This window comes from Pseudomonas sp. PNPG3 (assembly GCF_023093815.1).
GTDB lineage: Bacteria > Pseudomonadota > Gammaproteobacteria > Pseudomonadales > Pseudomonadaceae > Aquipseudomonas > Aquipseudomonas asiatica.
Window position 1 is genome coordinate 1 of record NZ_JALLKV010000015.1, and the last position, 22,218, is coordinate 22,218.

General features: G+C 50.0%; 18 protein-coding genes and 3 pseudogenes. 11 read left to right on the forward strand and 10 right to left on the reverse strand.

The features are described from left to right. From MJ643_RS12285 to MJ643_RS12315, 7 genes and pseudogenes are all read left to right on the forward strand, one after another. The coding region (locus MJ643_RS12285; protein WP_348773344.1) for a DUF6708 domain-containing protein at positions 1 to 501 on the forward strand (501 nt) is incomplete at its 5' end. A 236-nt stretch (positions 502 to 737) separates the two neighbouring features. Further along, positions 738 to 1,175 (forward strand): annotated as a pseudogene (locus tag MJ643_RS31555) (DUF6708 domain-containing protein); the annotation flags it as partial. 49 nt (positions 1,176 to 1,224) lie between these two features. Then, positions 1,225 to 1,581 (forward strand): annotated as a pseudogene (locus MJ643_RS12295) (tyrosine-type recombinase/integrase); the annotation flags it as partial. 312 nt (positions 1,582 to 1,893) lie between these two features. Next, positions 1,894 to 3,288, forward strand: coding sequence for a site-specific integrase (locus MJ643_RS12300; RefSeq protein WP_103469097.1), 1,395 nt, complete (start codon positions 1,894 to 1,896; stop codon positions 3,286 to 3,288). 42 nt (positions 3,289 to 3,330) lie between these two features. Then, positions 3,331 to 3,531: pseudogene (locus tag MJ643_RS12305) on the forward strand (integrase); the annotation flags it as partial. A gap of 369 nt (positions 3,532 to 3,900) precedes the next feature. Further along, on the forward strand, positions 3,901 to 4,230 hold the full coding sequence (locus MJ643_RS12310; protein WP_232099756.1) for an Arm DNA-binding domain-containing protein: 330 nt from the start codon (positions 3,901 to 3,903) through the stop codon (positions 4,228 to 4,230). 137 nt (positions 4,231 to 4,367) lie between these two features. Beyond that, entirely contained in the window at positions 4,368 to 5,096 is a 729-nt protein-coding gene (locus MJ643_RS12315; protein WP_247726816.1) for a site-specific integrase, read from the forward strand. Between the two features lie 520 nt (positions 5,097 to 5,616). Here MJ643_RS12315 and MJ643_RS12320 read toward each other — a convergent pair. After that, positions 5,617 to 6,516, reverse strand: a complete 900-nt coding sequence (locus MJ643_RS12320; protein WP_103469098.1) for a LysR substrate-binding domain-containing protein — start codon at positions 6,514 to 6,516, stop codon at positions 5,617 to 5,619. Between the two features lie 381 nt (positions 6,517 to 6,897). On the opposite strand from MJ643_RS12320, the gene MJ643_RS12325 reads away from it, so the two are divergent. The 3 genes from MJ643_RS12325 (at position 6,898) to MJ643_RS12335 (ending at position 10,353) form a co-directional block, all read left to right on the forward strand. Further along, a complete protein-coding gene (locus MJ643_RS12325) occupies positions 6,898 to 8,196 on the forward strand; it encodes an MFS transporter (protein WP_103469099.1) in 1,299 nt (432 codons plus the stop codon). Further along, positions 8,178 to 8,858, forward strand: a complete 681-nt coding sequence (locus MJ643_RS12330) for a type 1 glutamine amidotransferase (protein ID WP_103469100.1) — start codon at positions 8,178 to 8,180, stop codon at positions 8,856 to 8,858. The genes MJ643_RS12325 and MJ643_RS12330 overlap by 19 nt, the downstream gene beginning before the upstream one ends. 142 nt (positions 8,859 to 9,000) lie before the next feature. Further along, entirely contained in the window at positions 9,001 to 10,353 is a 1,353-nt protein-coding gene (locus MJ643_RS12335) for an OprD family outer membrane porin (RefSeq protein ID WP_103469101.1), read from the forward strand. Positions 10,354 to 12,365: 2,012 nt separating this feature from the next. On the opposite strand, the gene MJ643_RS12340 is transcribed toward MJ643_RS12335, so the two are convergent. The 9 genes from MJ643_RS12340 to MJ643_RS12375 all read right to left on the reverse strand — a co-directional run bounded on the left by MJ643_RS12340 (position 12,366) and on the right by MJ643_RS12375 (position 20,999). Next, positions 12,366 to 12,821: an Lrp/AsnC family transcriptional regulator gene (locus tag MJ643_RS12340; protein WP_103469103.1), complete on the reverse strand. Its 456-nt coding sequence runs from the start codon at positions 12,819 to 12,821 to the stop codon at positions 12,366 to 12,368. A 10-nt stretch (positions 12,822 to 12,831) separates the two neighbouring features. Beyond that, on the reverse strand, positions 12,832 to 14,346 hold the full coding sequence (locus MJ643_RS12345; RefSeq protein ID WP_103469104.1) for an aldehyde dehydrogenase: 1,515 nt from the start codon (positions 14,344 to 14,346) through the stop codon (positions 12,832 to 12,834). Positions 14,347 to 14,415: 69 nt separating this feature from the next. After that, positions 14,416 to 15,867, reverse strand: coding sequence for an APC family permease (locus MJ643_RS12350; protein ID WP_103469105.1), 1,452 nt, complete (start codon positions 15,865 to 15,867; stop codon positions 14,416 to 14,418). A gap of 69 nt (positions 15,868 to 15,936) precedes the next feature. After that, complete coding sequence (locus tag MJ643_RS12355) at positions 15,937 to 16,674, reverse strand: gamma-glutamyl-gamma-aminobutyrate hydrolase family protein (RefSeq protein ID WP_158664648.1); 738 nt, start codon at positions 16,672 to 16,674, stop codon at positions 15,937 to 15,939. 147 nt (positions 16,675 to 16,821) lie between these two features. Then, on the reverse strand, positions 16,822 to 17,016 hold the full coding sequence (locus MJ643_RS12360; RefSeq protein WP_103469107.1) for a ferredoxin: 195 nt from the start codon (positions 17,014 to 17,016) through the stop codon (positions 16,822 to 16,824). A gap of 13 nt (positions 17,017 to 17,029) precedes the next feature. Further along, positions 17,030 to 18,190 (reverse strand): cytochrome P450, encoded by a 1,161-nt coding sequence (locus MJ643_RS12365; RefSeq protein WP_103469108.1) that lies wholly within the window; start codon positions 18,188 to 18,190, stop codon positions 17,030 to 17,032. Positions 18,191 to 18,252: 62 nt separating this feature from the next. Continuing rightward, entirely contained in the window at positions 18,253 to 19,632 is a 1,380-nt protein-coding gene (locus tag MJ643_RS12370) for a glutamine synthetase family protein (RefSeq protein ID WP_103469109.1), read from the reverse strand. A gap of 62 nt (positions 19,633 to 19,694) precedes the next feature. Then, entirely contained in the window at positions 19,695 to 20,015 is a 321-nt protein-coding gene (locus MJ643_RS31560) for a ferredoxin family protein (RefSeq protein WP_103469110.1), read from the reverse strand. After that, complete coding sequence (locus MJ643_RS12375; RefSeq protein WP_103469111.1) at positions 20,016 to 20,999, reverse strand: NAD(P)/FAD-dependent oxidoreductase; 984 nt, start codon at positions 20,997 to 20,999, stop codon at positions 20,016 to 20,018. It lies immediately after the preceding gene. Positions 21,000 to 21,358: 359 nt separating this feature from the next. Between MJ643_RS12375 and MJ643_RS12380 the strand changes: the two genes are divergently transcribed. Further along, on the forward strand, positions 21,359 to 22,111 hold the full coding sequence (locus MJ643_RS12380; RefSeq protein ID WP_103469473.1) for an SDR family oxidoreductase: 753 nt from the start codon (positions 21,359 to 21,361) through the stop codon (positions 22,109 to 22,111). Positions 22,112 to 22,218 lie beyond the last annotated feature (107 nt).

A 22,218-nucleotide genomic window follows, 5' to 3' on the forward strand; every position in this document is an offset into this window, starting at 1 on the left:
GGGTGGAGTCCGGGTATTTTGCCAAAATCAGGAAGTCTTTTTCAGGATTTCCCTAGAGACGAACCTATCCGCTTCAATCGACTTCGCCAAAAGATATATATTTATGAGTTTCGATATGACCGCATATTCATCTTCAGTCGCAAACGCTGGGGCGTCAAACCGGTCGCCTACAACTGGGACGACGTAACCGCCGAAGTCTACCGAGTCTACGCCCCCGGCCACGGCGGCCTGATCGAGAACGTCATGCTGTCGGTACGCAACCCAGAAACCAACGAAGTCATCGACCGCGTGTTCTTCACTCACGACCTCTACCACGGCGAAGCCTACTGGGCCATCGCCCGGCTATTCATGCAGCAAGGCCCCGAAGCCCTGCCGAAGTTCGTGCACCCACCCCGTGACTGGAACGACGACGATGGCCTGAGCCACATGCATTGCCTGGCACCCAAGGTTCATTGGCCGGAGGACATTGACCGTGAGTCCCGTACTGCCCCATCTGAATGAGAGGGCCGATGCCCCCGGGCCTAGAAGTTATAGGCTGCCGTAGGTTGCGGCAGCCTCACTGTTCCCGCAAGGCCCCTGCACAGCCAGGCCCCACGGCAAGCTGCTACACGCTCTGCCTAGATGCCAAGTGGGTACTTTGAGATTTGTGTCAGGGAGATTAACGAGTGAAGCGTGATGGTAAAGTTTTGTGGGAGCGTGCTTTAGGCTGGAGCCATGACCTTCCCAAGGTGGATGAAGTGCCAAAATGGCGGAGCGTATGGACGAGTGTCAAGCCGGCACCCAATTATTTCGATCATGTATATCTCGAGTTACCACGGAGCAGCACCATCCTTCGAGGTGTTATATTTTTGATTGGGGTTCCGGGTTTGCTATTTGCTTTAGGACTTACGCTTTACTTATACTGGAGCCTTTTGCATGGCAGTTGGCCGCGCGACTGGCTTACAAACATATCAATAGCTCTTCTTCCGGTAGCATTATGGGCTTTGACTGCCTATGTCAGGCTTGATCTGGTTGCTCCTAGAGATGAGCCAATTCGCTTCAATCGACTCCGCCAAAAGATATACATTTATGAGTTTAAATATGACCGCATATTTATCTTCAGCCGCAAACGCTGGGGCGTCAAACCTGTCGCCTACAACTGGGACGACGTAACCGCCGAAGTCTACCGAGTCTACGCCCCAGGTCACGGTGGGCTGATCGAAAACGTCATGCTGTCGATCCGCAACCCGGAAATGGGTGTTTCCCTACAACGGCACCGGGATGCACAGGATGAACGACTCGGCCTGGAAAAAAGCGAGGGTGCGCGCGGCAAAGCTCTGGCAGGAGCAACACTTGCGGCCGGCACACCCTGGGTTCGCTTCGATCAGGGTTCACGACTTGAAGCACACTTTCGGCAGGCGCCTGAAAGCAGCTGGTGTAACAGAGGAAGATCGGAAGTCGCTTCTTGGCCACAAGAACGGCAGCGTGACCAGTCACTATTCTGGCGCGGAGCTGGGACAGTTGATAGAGGCGGCAAACAAAGTTTCAGCGACGGACTCGCGTGGGCCGGTGCTGACGATTTTGAAGAGGAGGCAGGCGTAAAACCTGAGAAGTCACGCAAAAGTCACGCAAAGGAAAAAGGCCACCCCTTGCGGAAATGGCCTAAGTCCTTGGGATTATTGGTCGGGACGGAGTGATTCGAACACTCTACCCCTTGCACCCCATTCAGTTAATTATAAGCATTCAGCGGAAATCAGTAGCATTCAAAAGAATTACCGAAAGCTAGCAACCATGGGGCTTTCAGACTAATATTTGGTCTAACCCAGTCCAGAGATTTCTACAGAGAGCCACTGCCACGGTAGGGGTATAAGTAGGGGTTTTTTGGGGCATCCTTCCGCCTGCAAGGGGTAGACAATGGCCAAGATAACCGTCAGAGAGCTCGAATCGCTCACTGCTGAGGATCACGGAAAAACCATCCGAGACGATGGCAACCTACTAGGCAAAGTTATCTCTCGTCAGAAAGGCGTCTCGGTGAGCTTCTATTACCGTTTCAAATGGGATGGAAAACACAAAGACTATGCTTGCGGCACCTGGGCCAAAAATGGCAGCAAGAGTAGAACACTATCTGAAATTCGATCTGAGCATAGAAGGGCAAGTCAACAAGTATCTGACGGTATTGACCCGACATCTGCCAAGAAAGCCGCCAAAATTGAAGCCCAAGCAAGCATCTCCGCCACCATTGCAGAGGCCGAACGCCATGCAGCGGAAAACAAGACTTTTGCAGACTTGTTCGACGAATGGTTGCGCGACGGTGTCTCCCGACAGGATGACAACGCGGAGCTGCAGCGCAGTTTCAAGAAAGACGTACTGCCTGTCATTGGCAAAAAACCATTGCGTGCCCTGACAGAGAAAGACTTGTTAGCTTCTTTACGCGCAGTTCGTACGCGTGGTCTAAACCGCACTGTGGTTATCCTATACAACGACATTGGACAGATGCTGCGCTGGGCCGAAAAGCGCAAACCGTGGCGATCGTTGATGATTGACGGCAACCCAATCGACTTGATCGATGTGCGGACACTGCTAGACCACGACTATCAAGAAGAACGTGACCGCCTGCTCTCTCCCGACGAAATCCATGAACTACAAGGCGTCTTTGCTCGCCTGGAGCATGACTATGACACCCTACCCGTCGGCCGGAAATACTCCGGCATCCGTCCTGTTAACTCTCGCGTGCAGTGCGCAGTATGGATCTGCCTAAGCACCCTCTGCCGGATAGGTGAGCTACTCAAAGCTGAATGGAAAAATGTGGACCTGGAGAAAGGCACTTGGTTCATCCCAGCACAGGCCACAAAAGGACGTAAAGGCAAGCGCCAGGATCACCATGTATTTCTATCACAATTTGCTTTGGCACAGTTCAAACGCTTGCAGGAAGAAACTGGAAGTAGCCCTTTCTGCTTCCCCAGCAAACACGGTGAATGCCATGTTGATACCAAGACCGTGAGTAAACTGATTGGTGATCGGCAGTGCCGGTTCAAGAAGCGCAGCAAACCATTGTCAGGTCGTCACCATGACGATTCGCTAGTGCTGAACAACGGCACAAAGGGTGAATGGACCCCACACGACCTTCGCCGTACCGGGGCGACCATGATGCAAGAACTTGGCGTCACTCTAGAGATTATTGATCGTTGCCAAAATCACCTGCTCGCAGGCTCCAAAGTACGCAGGCACTACCTCCACCATGATTATGCCAAGGAAAAAACTGAAGCATGGCGCCTCCTTGGAGACAGACTAGAAACAATACTGGCCTAGGAAAGAAATGAGCCGGGGGTGGGTAACTGAACGTTGAAGCCCAGCTCGTCAAGGCAGATGTCTCATGAGCATTTTGGCATCGATCCTATTGTGCTGGAGCTGCCGCTATCGCATCGGAAGCGAGGTGCGCTGGGAGCAGCTTACGCACGCGCTCAGCTCTTGAGTGGCCGGAAAGCCGCGCAACTGTGGGCAAACTGCTTAGATCAGCTTCGGAACAACACTAAGCGAGCGCTTGCAGATTAATCTGGCGCCCCCTGGCTTGAAGCCCCAACTGTTACGTCTCTGCCTTCTTTCTTTCCCGTAACACGCTAACCGAGTTTGGCGGAGGGTCCGGGATTCGAACTCAACAGGATAGTTCGATGTGTCAAGATTTTTTGGTTAAAAATCAATATTATATGGAAATCAGTTCGAATGTAGCGTAGTCATTATCAGCAGTTTTCCACTCCCGACCACCGGTATCCACTGAGTGACGTGCGGACGCTCTAGAGCAGCTACTTGGGCGTATTTTAGAGCTTGGTACGTTCTGTCCTATTCCGCTGTGTTCCTTCCACATCCAGGCTGTGAGTGGGGGACCAAATGGGGGACCAGATTTGAAGTTTGGAGGCTTCCGCCATGCCCAAGCTCACCGCGAAACAGGTTGAAACCCTTACCGACTTCGGCAAGTACGACGATGGTGACGGCCTTCGCCTGGTCATCCGTAAATCCGGAAAAGCATGGGTTTTGCGTTACCAACTCGCGGGCAAGCGTAAGGAAATCGGCTTGGGCCCCTATCCTCGCTATGGATTAAAGGAGGCCCGCTCGCGCGCCGACACCCACAGGGCATTGATCCGCGATGGCATCGATCCATTGGTACGGAAAGCCGAAACACACCAGGAAGTCGAAGAGCTGCCCGGGTTGCTCAAGAGAAAGGGCTGGAGAACACTTTCCGCACTTGCGCCCTAGACTTCATTGCAACCCATCGGGCTGGCTGGAAAAATGCCAAACACGCGCAACAGTGGACCAACACCCTGACCTCTTACGCTTTCCCATTCATTGGCGACACCCCCGTCGACAGCGTTGACGTCGAAGGTGTTTTGAATGTGTTGAAGCCTATCTGGACCAGAGTGCCTGAAACTGCTCGCAGGGTGCGCAATCGGCTCGAGCTGGTCCTCGACTACGCCAAGGCCAAAGAGCTGCGCCGCGGCGAGAATCCAGCCCGCTGGCGCGGTCATTTGGAGAAACTGCTGCCATCCGGAAGGAGTCTCAGCAAACATCACCATCACCCGGCGATGCCTTGGGCAGAAGTGCCCGCATTTGTCCAACAGGTGCGCACTTTGCCCGGAATCGGCCCGCGCGTGCTGGAGTTCATCATCCTTACCGCCGTGCGTACTAGCGAAGCATTGAACGCACGCTGGGACGAGTTCGATCTGGATGCCGGCGTCTGGGCCATACCTGAGGATCGAATGAAAGCCGGCGTTGCTCACCGAGTACCGCTCCCCCCTCAGGCTGTTGCATTGCTTAAATCCATGCAACACCCAATACGATCCTTTGTTTTCGAGCACCACAAGCGTGGGCAGCCGGTGTCAAACATGATTGGCCTCATGCAGATGCGCCGGATGGGCTTCGGGCATTTTACCGTGCATGGCTTTCGCTCCAGCTTCCGCGACTGGTGCGCCGAATGCACTAGTGCGCCTCGCGAAGTCGCCGAGATGGCGCTTGCTCATGCAGTAGAAAATCGCGTCGAAGCGGCTTACCGCCGAGGTGATTTGTTCACTAAGCGCATAGGGCTAATGCAGCAGTGGGCAGACTTTCTCGACAACGCTAAATGAAAGGGCGTTAGCCAAGACCGGTACAAATTGAAGCAGCGTTACGATTAGGCGGCGTGCTGAATAGACATAGGGATTGAAGGACACACGGGCAGGTTCTTCACTGTGAGACTTCATATCAACCTGAGCATTGAATGGTAATCTCCAAGATGGATTCTAGGATATGATATGACTCGCATCTGGCATGCGGGCCGTTGAAATAAAGGGGTTTCTACGTTCCCTTAAAAAGGAATAGCCTTGATTCTGGACTTCTTTCCAAGGATTTCAATTACTGGCTCGGCCTCAACTGATGACAGCACAATCGTTCACGGCCTGGCGCTGGGAAAAACAGGACCATGATATAGAGTCCATGCCTGGACAAGGCCCTAGACATTCGACGTATGCGCGCAGCGTGAAGGCGAAGATGTTGGACAGCCTTCAACACTCGCCGCCGACGTGACTTCACGACTTAAATTTCAAGAGAGAAGCCGGCCGAAGGCGGGAGGAAGAATCCAGCATGACCGCAAATTAGCTTTCGAAGACACTAGACCACGGCTCTGGGAAACGCCTCGCTAAGGGCTCTAGTCAACCACTCCATAAACCACTCCGCATCAATGCTCAGCTGTTGTGATGGAGTTAAAAGATAATACGCCTCCATGAAAGCAGACTGCTCTACACACTGCACCAAGGTGCCATCCTTTAACTCGTCACTGACAAGCACCTCTGTCGCCAATGCGACACCGTAACCACGCTCAGCCTGGTGGAGTACCAGCTCGTTGCTGATATGCGAAGCGTCAGCTTTGACGCGGATTTTGAGGCCCTGAGCAGCGAACCAAGCATTCCAGCACGTTCCGTCATCAACGTGTATCAGCTGACAGCTTGGCAGCTCAGCAAGCGTGGGTCGTTTAGGCAGGTTAGCGAGATACCCAGGCGAACAGACCGCAAATGCCTCTGGACGAATCAAAACTTTTCGTATGCCTGAAAGGTTGCTCGGTAACCCATAAGCAATTCCCAAATCGGCCTGCCGATGCTCCACTGAGGTAAAGGAGGAATTTGGCTCAATAGCGACTTTCAGCCCCGGTCGTAACTCTCGTAGTTCACCAATGCGAGGAGTCAACCAACGTGAGGCGAACGCCGGAGCGCAAAGGATTCGCAGCCAGCGCTCCTCAGCTCTTTGCGATTGACGGGCTCCCGCCTCTACCAAGATCTGAAGCGCCTGCGATGCAGCTTGGTAATAGTCCGCTCCGGCGGCAGTCAAGATCACGCCTCTTGGTGTTCGATCAAAAAGTCGAACACCCAGCCAATCCTCCAAAATTTTCACATGCCTACCGATGGCAGGCTGCGTAACGTGCAGGGCTTGGGAAGCTGCAACGTAACTGCCCAAGCGAGCGGCGGCCTCAAATGCACGGACTGCGTTCAGGGGGGGCAGACGGTCAATATTCAAGCCCGGACCTCCGGTGTTAGTTTTTTTAATACCTAAGCGAAGTTTATTCTGCTTTTCGGATTAACTCAAGTTCACGATACTCGAAACCAGCGTACGAACTCTCATAGAGGATCTAATCATATTAGGCATTATAGCAACAATAAGGCTATTCCCTTCCACGTCGACGTCAAGAGGCACTGGCAGCGCCATCTGCTCAGATGAGGCCTTGGCTAACGGACCGTCGCTGAGCGACAAACGGCATACGTAACGAGGAAAACTTCCAGAAAACGTTCAAGCGCACTGCAGCCTGACTACAAACTTGTAGAATTCAACTGTGGGCTCAATAATAATATCTGCCATTCATCACTCACGAAATACCTGTTTTAGAAGGAGATCCAGGCCATGACGTCAACAGTCGACACAGCACTCCAGAAGGTTACGCTACGACTGATACCGTATCTACTTTTACTTTATGTAGTTGCCTATATTGATCGTGCGAACATTAGCTTTGCTGCACTGGAGATGAATGCATCGCTGGGTTTTGATGCAAGTATTTACGGACTCGCAGCGGGCATATTTTTCATCGGATACTTTATCTTTGAGGTACCCAGCAACATCTTACTCGCTAAATTCGGCGCCAAAATATGGATCGCGCGCATTCTAATGAGTTGGGGAGTTGTGGTCATTTTGACTGGTTTCGTTCAAAATGCAACTCAGCTTCATATTTTAAGATTTTTGCTGGGACTCGCTGAAGCAGGATTATTTCCAGGTCTGATTTACTACATGGCCTCATGGTTCCCAAAGAAGAGCATGGCAAAGAACGTGGCTATGTTTATGTCTGCGATTCCTGTGGCTTATATCATCGGCGGCCCAATTTCAGGTTGGTTGATTGACAATGTTACGGGCCTTAGCCTGGAAGGCTGGCGCTGGATGTTCATCATTGAAGGTGCTGCAGCTGTCGTTCTTGCACCAATTACCTACTTCTACTTGACAGATAGCCCGCCGAAGGCGCACTGGCTGACTGAAGACGAAAAGCAGGCATTATTGTTGGAAGTCAATGCCGGTGGATCGGCTACGATGCACGAGCAGGATCATAGTGCTTTCACCCACCCTACTGTCTGGTATCTGTCGGCCCTGTACTTTTTTTACATCAGCGGAACGCTTGGATTGATGTACTTTCTACCACAAATAGTTAAGCAACTATCAGGTACAGCTTCGGCAACTCAGGTAGGCTTGATCTCTGCAATACCCTACATCGTGGGCGGCGTATTTATGAACGCGTGGGCGAGACGTTCCGATCGCAAAAGTGAGCGCTACGCACATGCGGCGGCCCCATTGCTGTTAGTGATCTTGGCTTACGCAGCGATGATCAGCGGGCAACTTACAAGTACCGTAAGCATGTTGGGAGCACTGATCGTTGCGATCGTTGGAGTTTTTGCATTCAACGGGCCATTCTGGTCTATTCCTAGCCAGTTACTACCGAGAAAAAGTTCTGCAGCCGGAATAGCCATTATCAACTCATGCGGTGGTCTAGGTGGATTCGCCGGCCCATACCTCATGGGTTATTTGTCTAAAATAAGCGGCAGCAACCAACTTGGGCTTTCCATTTTGTGTGGTTTTCTAGTGGCAAGCACCATCATGCTGTTAGCGCTCAAAAAAAACAAACGATTGGGAGGCATCAAATGCGAGTCCATTTCCTAGCTCATATGCCAAGAGCTGGCATCGGCAACATCGAGTATTGGGCGCGTGAGCGAAGCCACACTTTAACTGGCACAAACTTGCACGAACAAATCATTTGGCCCAAACTATCTAGCTTTGACCTATTGGTGGTATTAGGAGGAAACCCAGAGGAATGCGAGGCCTGGCTCCAGGACGAGATCGAATTTATCAAGGAATCCATTCTAGCCGGCAAAAAAGTCCTAGGTATTTGCCTCGGTTCACAACTACTCGCTGAGGCACTAGGAGGGAAGCTGGTTCCTCATACGCACTCTGAATCAGGCTGGTTGCCCGTCTTGCTGAATGACGCTGGAACTCAGAGCAGGCTATTGAAAGGCGTGGCTAATAAAACACCTCTTTATTTTTTTCACCGGAATACCTTCATCCTTCCGGAAACATGTATTCTGCTTGGTTCAACAGAGGCATGTCGCAACCAGATTTTCTCGTGGAATGACCAGGTTCTGGGATTCCAAGCCCACCCAGAAATGCTACCGGAGACGATGGAATATCTCTGGAAACATAAGTCAACAGCATTACCAACTGGCGAACACAATAAAATGTCCGAAAAGGACTCTGAGGAACTGATGAAAATCATAGTCGCTCGTCAATTCATGTTCAGAGTTCTAGACAATCTCGTTAACGCCTAATCAACCCTCTTAAATACCCAGTAACGACAACTTCAGCTCTGCCAAAAACCATCCTTGGGCGAATAGTAAGGTGACCATCTTACACGACCAGCTAGCCTACGTTCGCCCAACATCATAAAAAGCAGGATATAGGGCTTGAAACATGCCATCTCGATATTCTCTACTCACAATATTTTCACTGTGCGCACCATTTGTTCAAGTTGCACTCGCTGCACCGAGTGCTGACAGTGAGGGTTTCTTGGAAGGGTCAAGACTCTCGTTGAACCTTCGTAATTTTTACGCAGTTCAACGTACATCGGGTACCACGCTGCTTAGTGTAAAGAAACCGTGGGGTGCCGAGACCACCCGTGATCGAACGACCTGGGTCCAGGCAGCGATGCTGAATTATTCTTCTGGATATACACTTGGGAAGATAGGATTTGGTTTGGATGCCAGCATGTTCAGTGCAGTAACCCTCGAGCGGGGTCATGGCGCGATTGCTAACGGTGCCGACCGAGTTCTCGTGGATAGCGACGGCGATGCGATTCCGACGTGGAGCCGCCTAGCTGTTGCGGACGTAAAATTCAAAGCCTCGAAAACGGAGATCAAAGTGGGCCGGATGATGGTCGACAATCCCATGCTACGCCCAAAAGACAACCGCGCCCTTCCATCCAGCTTTCAAGGCACTGCTATTTCGAGTAACGAATGGGATTGGTTGAAGATACAGGCAGGCAGCTTCGATAAAGCGATTCTGCGTACGGGCAGCAGATCCGAAGACCTTGCCTCATATTATGGCAACAGGGCGATCAAGGGTGATCGCCTGAATTACCTTGGAGCAACAGCCCGAGTTTACCCGAACCTTGACGTCAGCTTATTTGGCTCCAGGTTTGAGAATATGTGGGATCAAGGTTATCTCGGCATCACCCACAAGCTCGTCTCCAACGAAGGTTATTCCCTCAAGACTGCCTTCAGCTACTACCACACCCAAGACCAAGGCGAGATGCGGCTCGGGTACATAAAGAATGACGCATATAGCTTGGCCGTCACAGGAAGCCATGCTGGCCATAGCCTGACGCTCGCTTGGCAGCAGGTGATGGGCGACGAATATTTCGATTACGTGTTCGAGTCGACCAGCAACTACCTCGCTAACGCCCTGTTTTCGGATTACAACGGCCCCAACGAAAAATCTTGGCAGCTTCGATACGACTTAGATTTCGCCGTGTTTGGCGTACCTGGCCTGGCTCTGACCCTCTGGCATGCTAAGGGTTGGGACATCGACGGAACGCATTACAATGGCGATCGAAATGGACATGCCACAGGTTACAACGTCAGAGGCCTTGACGGCGCCACCCATGATGAGAACGGCTTACTCTTATCTTACGTGGTGCAATCAGGGCCATTGCAGGCATGGAATTTCAAGACGATTGTTTACAACCACCGTGGCTCCCCGGGACAGATTGATGGCAGCTACGACGAATTCCGCCTAGTAACCACGATCCCCATCAAGATTTTCTAACCTCCCTACAGGTTTGGCCGGGCCGCATCAAAAAGCCAGGCCAAACCTGCTTTTCTAAGGCTGCATATGATTTAGGCTAATGAGTCGTAAGCGTTCGGCCATGACTTGCCGTGGCGCTCACCTAAAACACTCGAGCCCGCAGTGGTGCCTCGATCAGCGTTTCGCAATGACGGCAGGCCCAATCGCCACGCTCGTGTTGCTCGATGGTTACCATATGCAGCTTCTAGTTCAGCTTCTCAAAGATGTCTTCGCCGATGCGCTGGACTTGGCTATCGCGAGCGCATTAGGCGATTCTCGGTTAGTTGCGAGCTACCGTGCGGGGAAGCTGCGGCGATTGAGACACACGCGGGCTGCTGGTAAGACTCAACTGGCGTGACAGGTGGTTTAACCGCCTTCAGTTCTGCTTCTGTAGCGGCAAATGCCCAATGCCTGGTCAATGGAACTTACCTTGGTTTACGCGCAGGGTCGCAAGCCGAACACCCATTCCTTCACGCCTCAGGACTTTCATTCGGCTCGCTCAGAACGTAGTGAGCGGAGAAACGCTGTGCGATTTGAACACACAAACGCAGCAATCAGCCGAACTTATGCTGCCTCGGTGCTGGCACGTACTTCCATCGGTGCGGTAGCGAGCCAAAACGCAACGATGCGTCTCACCCCGGATAACGTGGGCATAGCTGCTGGATCTGAGGTTGACCATGATCGATGCCCCGCCGATGGACAACTCGATCATCGCCGAGGCTCGGCTTAGTCGCTTAGGTGTTGCATTCAACCGAAACCAGCCGTTAGCGTATGTGTGTACCGCTCTCGATAAGGTGGCAGCGATCTGCGAATGACTTTGGGCAACGTGTTCAATATCATGCGAAGGGCTTTAGGCGAGCACTGGTCACCGCTAGATGTGCACTTCACCATGGCCGACCAGAGTGCGGGCACGATTATCAGAAAGCTTTTCATACCGAAGTTCGATTTTAACAGAACTCCAACGCCTTGATTTTGAACGCTTCGGATCCCCAGGTCCTTCTCATCGCTGAACAAAGCTTCAGTGTGTTGCGACTATCCAACTCGGTGCTCTTTACCGTGGACGTATGAGTCCGATTCGAAATCGTAGAGTTCATCCATACTGAAGTGCCACGCATCGAGCAGGTGACGAACCGCTTAGGGCTCAAGATCTGGACATTGACCCGTCAACTCAAAGATGAAGGGCATACCTTCTCCAGCCTATTCGACTCAGTACGCAAAAAGCTCGCTTGTTACTACATAGAAAACCCCAATGAGTATCTCAAGACACGTCGAGATTCTTGGCTATACAGAGAGTTCGAGCTTTACTAATGCTTTGAAACGATGGGCTGGGATTTCTCCAAAGCGTTGGATAGAGCGGGCCAGTGGCTTGCCATATATCGAAGGGCAACAGCCCTAAAAGCCATATACCCTCCATTGCAACTACACAAAGCATGATTGCCCTTACCGGTGAAGCAATAGCCATTATCACCAGAAACAGCCAACCTTTGATTGCATAAATAAGGGAGACAGTTCAGAAAATAGGCATACTATGTATTCTGGAAGATTGTCGCTCATGGTCAGGCATCGCCTAGTAATCGGTCGATAGCTGTAAGGCAGCACCAAGTTTGAGACAACTCAATGTGCGGAATCACAGTTCGTACGGTGGCTGGGCTCCCAGGAAACTGAACGACGCAGAACAACTCCGCAAACTATTTGAAACACGAGATGGAGACCGAGATCTCGATCGCCTGTTTGAAAAGACTCGACACGATCTCAATGAAGCAGTCCTGACCTGTCTACGATGGAGGAGAACTCTTGGTAGCGCCATTACGACCGCAGTCGCAATCGACTCGATTTATATCTCTTGGCGGTATCAATTCCCATACCGATCTTACAAATTAAGAAAAATCGAAAAGCATCGGAACCACATCGTAGCAAACGAGGGCTGTCTAAATAAATCGACTATGAATGCGACTGAGCCAAGAACAATTCCCAGCCTACGCAACTAATCACCACTATAAAAGCCCTTGGATACGCGAACTGAATGGCGAAGTAATCACCACATCAACATTTACGTAGGCATATTTTTTAATACTATCAAGTCTATTATCCAACTCTTCCAAGCTGGCTGCGCACGCACGACAATGGAACGGATAGTCACCGCCAACTGTATCAAAATGCGTAACATTCTTCATCTGCACTAGCATATTATAAACATTTTCCCTCTCACCTGCTTCTGGACGGATTCGTAAGATGGCTTCAACACCGAACCCCAGTGCCGCAATAGAAACATCCAGTGAAAACCTCCTAACCACACCATTAGTCAAAAGCCTACTTACTCTATTCTTACACGCATGTGATGATAACCCAACAATTTTGGAAAGCGCTTTGAGCTTAACATTACTATCAACAGACAGAGCCTTTATGATTAGCCGATCAATGGAGTCGACAGCAGCAGGTGAATTACTCATTGACAGCTGCTCAATTTTTAATATCCATTAGAGTCGTCTTAACTGAAGTGCACTCATCAAAAGCACGCATAGATTTATCTCGACCATGCCCTGACTGTTTTATACCGCCAAAAGGCGTCGTTAAATCGCATGTATTGTAGCAGTTAACATATACAACTCCAGCCCGCAATTTTTTTGCAATCTGATGAGCTTCAGAAAGCTTATCACACCAAACTCCTGCCCCGAGACCATAGGACGTATCATTGGCGACAGCGACCGCTTCAGTGGCACTGTCTACAGTTATTATTGATAAGACAGGCCCAAAAACTTCCTCCCTAACTATCTCCATGTCGTTCGATACATTGTCAAAAATCGTTGGCACAATATAAGATCCGCCAGTTTCCACAAATGCACGCTGCCCCCCTGTGATAAGTTGAGCACCACTTGTAACAGCCCGTTCTATGTAACCCATCACTCGATCAGCGTGGCGAGCATCAACCACTGCTCCTACACGAGTGGCAGGTGACAGCGGGTCCGCTGGCTGCATCATTTCGGCAACCTTCATCACTGCATCAACAACTCGCGAATGTACAGAACGCTCCACGATCAATCTTGAGGGTGCGATGCAAGTTTGCACCTGATTGCTGAACATCCTTTCTGCAACTATTGAAGCCGCCTTCTCGATATCCGAGTACGACGAAAGAATAATTGATGGACTCTTTCCACCCAACTCCAAGCTAACTTTCTTAAGATTACTTCTGGCGGAATACTCCATCAACAAACGGCCAGTTGCCGTAGATCCTGTAAAGAGTATTCCGTCAACATCATTATGCAAGGCTAGAGCTTTTCCCGCAGTACGCCCTAACCCCGGCACCACATTCAAGACCCCTTTAGGAACCCCGGCTTCAATCGCTAATTGAGCCAATCGAATGGCTGTCAGTGGTGACTGTTCAGCAGGCTTAAGGATTACCGAATTTCCCATTGCTAATGCTGGAGCGACTTTCCAAGCAGCCGTAAGTAAAGGGTAATTCCAGGGCACAATGGCCCCGACAACGCCTAGAGGCTCCCTCGTAATCATTCCCAAGTGTCCATCTGAGGTAGGTGCGATGTCCTCGTAGAGTTTGTCTATGGCTTCTGCGTACCATTGGAAGCACTGCGCGACGGCGGGGATATCAACGTTCCATGAAGAAGAAATTGGTTTTCCCATATCCATGGTTTCTAAAAGGGCTAGCTCGTCTTTGCGGGCAAGCACCAGATTCGCCAGTTTGTTTAAAATCTGTTTACGCATGATGAGAGGCATTCCGGCCCATCGCCTGTCTTCAAATGCAGTTCTAGCGCTTGCAACTGCAAGATCTACGTCCGCAGATTTCCCTGACGCGATACGGGCCAAAAACCGCCCATCAATAGGTGAGTAACAATCGAAAACCCCTCCGTCAAGGGCTTCAACAAACCTACCATTTATGAAACAACGACCTTCATACGGCTGCTGTCGCGCCTTATCATGCCAATACTGTGCATAAATCGGATGCCTAGCAAGTGCGTCCATGGTTTTCCCTTAATGGAGAGGAGCTGGATACGCCACCGAAGCCGTGGCTAACGGTGGCGCAGGCACAAGTCAACGCATAGCATCCAAAATCGCATCAAACCGTTTCGGTGCCTTTATTTTCATAACTATCCCACCAAGACTTCCTATAAGAAACGCAACTGCCAGGGCTACAATAATCAGTGTGTTTACCAAGCTCCCTTCCGAACCTGTGAGGGCTGACAAGTTCATCAGGGCTATATAAAGAAAGCCGCTAAGCGCCACAAATGCGAGACCTGGCGCAAATTTTGTTTTCCAAGCGCTTCCCAAGCCCTGGTGCCGTGCGAAATACAGAATTACCGACAAGCAAGCCAACACAACGATCATCATATAACCGAGCGTGCCAGCTGCGGCGCCAGTAGCATAGACTTCGGTTGCTGGGTCAAGACCGAGTAAAACTGCCGCTGCAATCAGAATAATTGACACGATAGTTTGAACAGCCGAGGCAACATATGGAGAGCAATGCACATCATGGACCCTAGCTAACTGTGCCATAAGAACACCACAAGAGCCCAACACGTACTTGTAGCGCGCTACGATGTTATGAATTGATATCACGACGGCAAAAAGACTTGTAATCAGGAGGAGTTGAGCTGCGTCCTTTGCGACATGACCTAAGTAAGTGGACACCAAATCAAGATACATGCCTTCAGGATTATGCGTCGCCACATCAACTACTTTATCCAGACCAATACCCGTTACAACACAGTAAAAGGAGACGCAATAGAGCAATGAGATAAACCCCACAGCGATATAGGTTGCTTTCGGAATAGAGCGCTCTGGATCAACCGCCTCCTCTCTATAAACAACTGTTGACTCAAACCCAATGAATCCGAAAATTGTAAATAGCAAGCCAAGGCCAGGTGATCCGGACAGTACCTCAGACACAGAAAATGGCTCGATCGAAAAACCACCGTGTGCCGTATTAATAATTACGGACAAATCGACAAACATAATAACTAAAATCTCCAACACCAAAGCCACACCAAGAACTTTGGCACTGAGCTCCACATTCCTATAGCCAAGAAACCCAACAAAACCGATGACCATTACAGTGAAGACCCACCATGGAACATGCATATCAGTCAACGATGAAAATGTATTGCTAAGTACGATCCCCAGATAGGCTTCAAGCGCTATCAAAACGAGTGTATATGAAAATACAGCCAGAGAAGCTGCACCCAAGCCAAATACTCGCCCCATTCCTTTCAGAATGTAAGCATAAAAAGCTCCTGCATTGTCGATGTATTTAGACATCGCAACGAATCCAACCGAAAACAGCAGCATGACAAAACCAACTGTTAAGGCATCAACCGGAGCCGCAATACCATTACCAAAACTAATAACGAGAGGACTTATACCAGCCATTACCGTTAGTGGTGCTGCAGTGGCAACCACCATCATTGCGATTCCGATAGGCCCCAAGTTCCCTTTCAGCTGTTTATTTCCGGGATCTTCAGAGCGCTCAACATTTGGTGAAGTCATTTCTTATTCTCCGTTAACGATATACGTAACATTCTTCACACATTTACGGAATTGTGAGTTGAGGCATCCTTACCCAATAGCGCGGTCGCTCGCGGCCCGAGGAATCACAAGGTGCTGCAGCCAGTTTATTAATTCAAGCGGCCGGTACTCAAACAGTGTCATGTCAACTCCGCAGCAAAGCTGATTCAAGCGAGGAGAATCTAATTCATGATTATAGCCTTCAATTAATGCTGCAATTTCCTCAACATTTTTAAGACTATCGAACGTCCCATCTGCAACTAGCGACTTTGCGCTTTCACGAAGGTATCCAGCTTGGTCCCTTCCCAAAAGTTCAGGATGGTATTGAACACCCCAGAATATCGACTTATCGAACTTGATTTCAGCAGCTTGTATGAACTTTCCATTTCGAGCCGTAACAACTGCACCTTGAGGCAACTCAATCACCTCATCGGAATGAAAGGAAAACTCATCGAATCGCAGGTTACGGCTCTTATGCATTGGGTGTTTCGTTCCGGCATCCGTGAGCTGGATACCAGCAGCGAATGGCGTCTCACATATCCCATAGTCTGCCCGGTTAGGACCCACCCGGCCTCCAGCAGCTGCAGCGGCGAGTTGTAACCCCCAACAAATACCGAAAAGCGGTACGCCGGACGCGAAAGCTTTACGCGCAAAATCCAACTGCCTGGCAGTACTCGGCTGCCCATCATAAATGTGTGAATTTGATCCGGTGAAGAGTATGCCGTCGTACAAATGCAAAGGGAGCGTTCGCACAGGATCAGGGTCCGCCGGAAATACGATTTCGATCACTATGTCATTGTCCATAGCCAAGAGCAGCCCAGCTATATGCTCGCTTGGGGTACACCCGGTGTACTCAGTGAACGACGCCCTATCTTCCCTGGTATTACCGTCACAAATCAAAACTCGGATAATCACCACGAACCCTGCCCCTCACTGTCAGGAAATTTTGATGGCCAATTCGGGACAGTTAGCGCAGGCTTTCTTTACGCTATCCTGTAGCTCTGACGGGACATCTTCAAAACCAGGCTTTACTTTTGCATAACCCTCGTCATCGATTTCAAATACTTCCGGAGCAAAATAAACACAACGTGCATGACCTTGGCAGCGAGCTTCATCAACTTGAACTTTCATAGTTAACCCCTCATCAAAAAGCGAGTTTCAGCGGACCGACCCCATGCCATTTTTCACTAGGGTCTGCAGGGCGAAACTCAGGTACGGCTCGCAGGAACTCTTCGATCCCTACAACGAGCTCACGACGGCCCAGGTTTGAACCCAGGCAACGATGGATACCACCGCCAAAAGCCAAATGACGATTTTCTTGGCGCCCGATATCAATCTTGTCTGGATCCGGGAAGATTTCTTCGTCACGATTGCCCGCGCCAAAGACCAACATGACGCGGTCACCTTCCTTGATCTCTTGACCTCTGATCACGGTGTCCTTCAGGCAGGTTCGCCCCATCACTTGAACTGGAGACAATGTACGGAGAAACTCTTCACAGGCCATGGGGATCAACTCGGGATTTTCACGAAGTTTGCGCTGATCCTCAACGTTATTTGCGAGGTGCCACAAACCGGCTCGAATGGACCATGCCGTAGTATCGAGTCCTGCCAGGAAAAGCAGATAACAATAGCGAAGAAGTTCGTCGCGGGTCAGTGGACGCCCATCCAACTTAGCCTTGCAGAGATAGTCCATCAGGGTCTGATTTTCACCTGGATCTTCCCATTTATCGAGAAGGTCCCCGAAGTATGCAAAGACATCTCTGCATGCTTGCTGAGCAACTTCAGGTTTTTCTACCCGCTCATAAATAATGTCATCGACCCATTTATCGAACTTTGGCCAGTCACTTTCTGGATAGCCAGCTAGACGACTAAAGATGATAGTCGGCAATGGTCGAGAATATTGATACGAGGCGTCAGCACCGCTACCTTTCTTAGCAAATTCTTCAGCCAAGCTTCGAGCAGTATCTCGAATTGGTTGCTCTAGTTTTTTGAGTTCTTGTGGAGTAAACAAAGGCAGCAAGATTCGCCGATAGGCTGTATGTTCTGGCGGATCAATGTCGATTGGAGGCAGCTGAATTCCTTCAGATACGGAAGGGACCATCATCGACGGGGCAACAGAGAATGCCTGAGGATCTTGCTCTGCGGCAAAGATATCGTCACTTTTGGTCAAAAACCAGAAACCGCCATAGTGCTTGCTGCGTCCAACTGGGCAACCGTTACGCAACGCTGCGTACGTATCAAAAATATTGTCTAGTGCTTCGCCATGAAAATCAAAATTTTCAGCAATTTTATTTACGTCGCTCATCCCATCATTCCTCGCTACTCTTTAGCCGCCGCCCAGATCGACGACGGCAGATATTTCCTAACTTAAATAATGCTCAGATACCGCTTAAGCTCCCAGTCAGTAATAAACGCCGCGTTCTGCCTGAGCTCCCATTTCTTCATTTGTACATAGTGATCAACAAATTCCGGGGTAAACATCTCACGTGCCGTCTCGCTCTGACTAAAGAGCCGCGCCGCCTCTTCCAGAGAAGTCGCAAGTGGATCTGCTTTCTCAGCGCTGACGTGATAAGCATTACCTAGGATCGGTTCATTCGGGTTTAGCTGTTTCTGTATGCCTTCCAGACCCGATAAAAGAATTGCCGCAACCACCAGGTGCGGATTTGTGTCAGCTCCTGGAATGCGGTTTTCGACACGTGCTGCACTACCTGCAGAAGTGATTGCGCGATGTGAGACGGTTCGATTATCGAACCCCCATGAAGCATTTCCGCCCGCCCAAGATGCACCCGCAGTACGCTTATAAGAATTGAGGGTGGGAAGAAAAATGGCGGACATTTCTCTTGCATGGCTGACCATGCCTGCCAAGAAATGCTTCCCAAGAGCCGAAAGTTGGCCTGGATCTTCTGGGTTTGCAAACAGCGACTCGCCGTTACCGTCTGCCAGGCTCATATGTACATGGCCTGAAGACCCTGCCCATTCTGCATTTGGCTTTGCCATGAAGGTAGCAACCAAGCCATGCTTAGCTGCAATCTCTTTGATGCCGTTTTTCACGAAAATCGCATCATCGGCTGCTTGGAGTGCATCGCCATATTTGATGTTGACTTCGTATTGTCCTGGTCCATGCTCGCTGTTTGTTGCCTCCAGCTGTATGCCCGCTTCGCGCATAAACTGGCGAACTTCACCCATGACATCGGAAGAACTCGAGTAATGAAGCATACTATAGCAGTGCCCACTTTTTCGGGCTGGCGCGATATTTTGCCAATTATTATCTGCAATATCATCAGCGCTGCCTTCAATTAGATAAAACTCAAACTCATAAGCCGCAAAGCACTGGTAGCCCATGTTTTTTGCTTTAGCAATCGAACGCTTTAAAATGCCCCGCGGGCAGAGAAATAACGGCTTGCCGGCAGTTGTATAAAAATCACAAATCACTGAAGCAGTTCTAGCCTGCCAAGGCACAAGAGATAGGGTACTGAGGTCTGGAATAAAACAAATATCAGGATAGCCTGAGTCCCACCCTGTATAAGACAGGCCATCAACCAACGTGTCAGTTACATCCCATCCAAACAATACGTTTGAAGCCTGAGTTCCGGTAACGGCGACTCGTTCCAGAAAATACTCAGCTCCAACTTGCTTACCTCGCCAGACACCATCAATATCAACGGCTCCAACCCGAATCGTATCGATGTTATTTCGTTCAATAAACTCACGGACTTTCAGGAGATCTTTATTGTTGTCTTTGTTCATTTTGCATGTCCTGTTCAGATTCCGACTGAGCACTAGCACAACTCAGCTATTAGTTTTCTACCTCAACCATGATGCCTTGGGTGATCACTCAGGATTTTTCCAATCTTTTGCGACCCCTTCGGGCTACCTATCACTTCCCCTCTACCAGGTAGAGGTTCTTCAAAGAACTGTCGAGCTTCAATCAGATCTGAACTATCACTCGACATATCCACGTAGTGAATTGCCTCTACCGGACATACGGACTCGCAAGCCCCGCATTCAGTACATTCGTCCGGCTGAATCCATAGCCGGCTGTTCGCTTCATAGATGCAATCTACTGGACATACGTCGACGCAAGCTTGATCACGACTTTGTATACAAGCATCTGTAATTACATAAGGCATTTAGCTCACCTCATTTGTACTATGGCCAGGTAAAACCGACATTTCAGGAGAAATCGCAGCTGCAGCATGGTTCACAGCGATAGCTGCCTCTCCAAACCCAACAGCAATCAACCGAACCTTGCCTGGATACTCACTTACATCGCCAACAGCGTATATGCGTGGCATATTGGTTTCCATATCCTCTTTAACAGGAATCCTGAAACCATCGATATTGATTTTCCACTCAGCAATTGGGCCCAGATCCGAATGAAACCCAAGCGCAACAATAAACTTGTCAAAAGAAATAATTTCTTTACTTTCATTGTTAGCACCCGTGATTTCCAAGAACTCGAGTCCTTGCTCCTCGTGGTAAGCGACAACCTCGCCTGGGGCGATGACTCGCACACCTTTTTTGTACATCTCCTTGACACTCGCCTCGTGAGCTCGGAAGCGTGCGCGACGATGTATAACGGTGACTGACTTAGCTCTTTCTGCCGCCGCATTTGCCCAGTCGACAGCACTATCACCACCGCCCGCGATGACTACGTGTTTGTTGTCTAACGCTGAGAGCTCTGAAATGAAATGCATTACGTTTGAAGAGTGAACACCCTCCAATGCAGGTAGAGAGCGCGGCGTGCATTTTCCTAGTCCGGCGGCAAGTACAACTGCCTTTGTATGGTAAGTCTCACCGAGGTCGGTCTGGAGTACATAGCCATCACCTTCCGCTACCAGATCGACAACCAGTTCACCGAGATGCAGTTCATATTCTTGCCGCCGCGACTGCTCAAGCAGATTCGAAATGAAATCACTGCCTTTGATGGCAGGGAAACCCGCTACATCATGGATCAGCTTTTCAGGGTACATGGTTGCCACCTGCCCACCAACCTGGGGCAACCCGTCGAACAAGGCCGTTTTAAGGCCCCTGAAACCCGCGTAGTAGGCGGCATACAACCCAATCGGGCCCGCGCCCACAATCACTAGATCGAATTCCTTGGAGTTGCTCATAATCCGGCCACCCTTTTTGTCGTTGTTTTGTGTATCCTATTTGGAAACATGTTTCACGACAAGACTTTTTTGCCGGCTTTGTAGCATATTTTTTTTCCCTCCAATAATCAGTCAGTTAGCCCACATCGCCGTATTTTTGCCAGCTCTAGCACAGCAATCCCCATGCGAATACCTCTCATTTGCGCATGGTATCGACCGTTTCTACTGACCCATTGCTCCGCAAAGCGCGTGTTGACAGAACACACCAGGTTCTATAAAAAGAAACATGTTTCCACACTGGAAACACCAATAGCTCAACTCCGGCATCCCTGGATCATCTGAGCTTGTGAATGCAGAACAACAATCAAGCGGGAGTGGACATGGTTAACTACGATTTCTTTGGCAAAGTGGCAGTTGTGACTGGAGCAGGTGGCGGTATGGGTTTGGCTCTGTCAAAAAAAATGCTCGAGGCAGGCGCCTCGGTACTAGCAATTGACGTCAAAGACATGCCTGAAGAGCTGGCCAGCTTTGACAAGGTCCTGTTTGCAAAAGGCGACTTGACCGACCCACGCTTCGTCAACGAAGCAGTTGAAAATGCTTATCATCGATTCGGCCGCATTGATTACCTGGCCAACGTCGCAGGTGTACTGTGGTTCGGTAAGGATGTGTCGCTGCTTGATATCGATTTGGATGTCTGGGATCAGGTCATGGACATCGATTTGAAAACCCTGGTGCATACGATCCGAGCGACTGTTCCCTACATGCGGAAATCAGGCGGCGGCTCAATGGTGCACTTCTCCACTGTCCAATGCTTGCGTGGCGACACCGCTCCTCAAGACGCATATGCAGCCTCTAAAGCTGGTATCCCAGCGATCTCCAAATCAATTGCAATGCAGTTAGCCGCTGAAGGGATTCGCTCCAATACTATTTATCCAGGTATCACCCATACCCCTATGCAGGCACGCTGGGATTCACCTGAGAAGCTCAAGAACGCAGCTGACTATGTCCCCATGGGTAGGGTCGGTGAAGCCGCCGACATGGCGAATGCAGCTATGTTCTTGCTATCTGACGCATCGGCTTACATCACTGGCACAGACTTGATTGTCGATGGCGGTCTTATGCTCAAGTATTAAAAGGTACTTGTTCGGCCGTCAAGGCGCGGATTGACTGGGCGGGGGCTGAAGCAGCCCCCGTCTTTTTGTAACATTTTAATTTAAAAAATTTTATTTTTTATCAATAC